At 40.0% G+C, this 1,798-nt stretch carries 1 protein-coding gene; it reads right to left on the reverse strand.

Going from position 1 to position 1,798, the window contains the following annotated elements; genetic code table 11:
- Positions 1-400: 400 nt before the first annotated feature.
- On the reverse strand, positions 401-1,684 hold the full coding sequence (locus FCL54_RS23520) for an IS110 family RNA-guided transposase (protein WP_138129712.1): 1,284 nt from the start codon (positions 1,682-1,684) through the stop codon (positions 401-403).
- Positions 1,685-1,798: the final 114 nt, after the last annotated feature.

Genomic DNA, 1,798 nt, shown 5'->3' on the forward strand with positions numbered 1-1,798 from the left:
CCTCCCTCTGTAAAGCCAGTATATCTTTAAAATGCTCCTGATTTCTTAGGATTTCTTATCCACTTATTTAAGAATGTTGCAGGGGTGAGGATTCAAGTGCTATAAAACAGAATATTCTAACACTGTGTTATCCATCCTAACGACCAAATTGGAGATATTTGGTTAAAAAAGTAATGACCATGCTTTCGTTCTCCACACCACTTATGGTCGCTCACCCTCCCATGTCTCTCGGGATTTCATCCATACATTCCTTCGTCCTGCGTATCCACAAGGTGGAGGTCGGAAAAGCTTCGCTGCTGGGTCATATGCCCGAATGGAAAAAATACGCTCCGACTCTGCATTGTTGGTGTTTGTCGATTCCAGAAATCAAAAATGCATTCCAATAAATTTTTTACAGCTGTTAAGCAGCCTGTAGTACGTTGTTTTGAGATATCCCTTTCAGTATCTTGCTTCCATCAAACTCACACTGTTTATTACCTATGACAAAAAGTACACGTAATAATTTTCCGCACAATGCAATCATGGATTGTTGGCCCTTCAACGGTCGATTTGGACGAGTTTTATAATACTTGTGTAGAGCCATAAACGTTGAATTATTCGCCACTAGTGACCGGACCGCCAGATATAAGACTTTTCGCAGTTTCTTTCGACCGCGTTTGGTTATTTTGGTTTGCCCTTTAAACTTTCCAGAACTATGTTCTTGTAACGATAACCCCGCCATATTCTCAAGCTGTTTAGGATGATTGTAATTTGAGACAGCCCCAACTTCTGAGAAAAAGGTGGCAACTGTCGTTGCTCCAAGCCCTTTAATAGCCATCATTTCTTTGGCTCCGGGGATATCAGCCATGAGCTCTTCAATTTCTTCGTCTAATTCTTCTAAATGCTTACAATATAAATCATATTGATCCAGAAGGCTGTGTAACTCTTTCCTGGCAAAGCGCAGACCGATTGTAATTCCGATACTATTTTTTGCCTTTTCAACCAGCTTGATTGCACGGTTGATTCCAATCCCACTTTTTACGACCGTTTTCCATTGTGCTAGTATGTCTTCAGGTGACATGTCACGAATATCAGAAGGAAATGGAAAAGCACGAAGTGTACACAACGCTGTTTTTCCATCCCACTCTTTAAATACATCGTTAAACTCCGGAAAGTATCGTTGAATATTGTTTTGTATGCGTCCTTCGATAACGACTAGCTGTTTGGTGAGTTGGTCTCTTAATTTGATTGCTTCTCTTAATTCAGCATAAATGCCTTCAAGAAGATTGGGTACAGAGTATCGTCCATCCTTTACCAGTTGTGCAATAACACGCGCATCTTTTGTATCATTTTTCGTTGGTGAGTTATCATCCAGTTCTTTAGATTTTTTCACATGCATGGGGTTGACCACCACAAAATCATAATCTTTGGCAATAAGATAGTAAGCCAAGCTCAGCCAATAATGTCCTGTTGGTTCAGCTCCAAAAATGACATGGGATTTGTTGTTTTCTTGTTGAAGTTTAGAAACCCATTCTAGTAACTGTTGAAAGCCATGTATTCGGTTCTCAAAGATCAATCGTTTACCAAATTCATACCCGCGATCATCCTGAGCACGTGCAACATGTTTTTCTTTGGCAATGTCAATCCCAACAATTAAGGTAGATGGTGTGATTTGCGTTAATTTTTGATTTTGATTATAATTCATTTCGAGTCCTCCTTGGTTAAATTCGGGGTCAACGCGCATTGACACCCTGTACTATACCAAGAGGACACTTTTTTGTTCAATTCTCAAATTACTTCCCCACAGGAATGCTTCGCT

Source organism: Exobacillus caeni (assembly GCF_005747095.1).
Classification (GTDB): domain Bacteria; phylum Bacillota; class Bacilli; order Bacillales; family Guptibacillaceae; genus Exobacillus; species Exobacillus caeni.

Bases quoted from the DNA above. Each gene is read 5' to 3' on its own strand.
- FCL54_RS23520 (WP_138129712.1), bottom strand. From the start codon at position 1,684: ATGAATTATAATCAAAATCAAAAATTAACGCAAATCACACCATCTACC.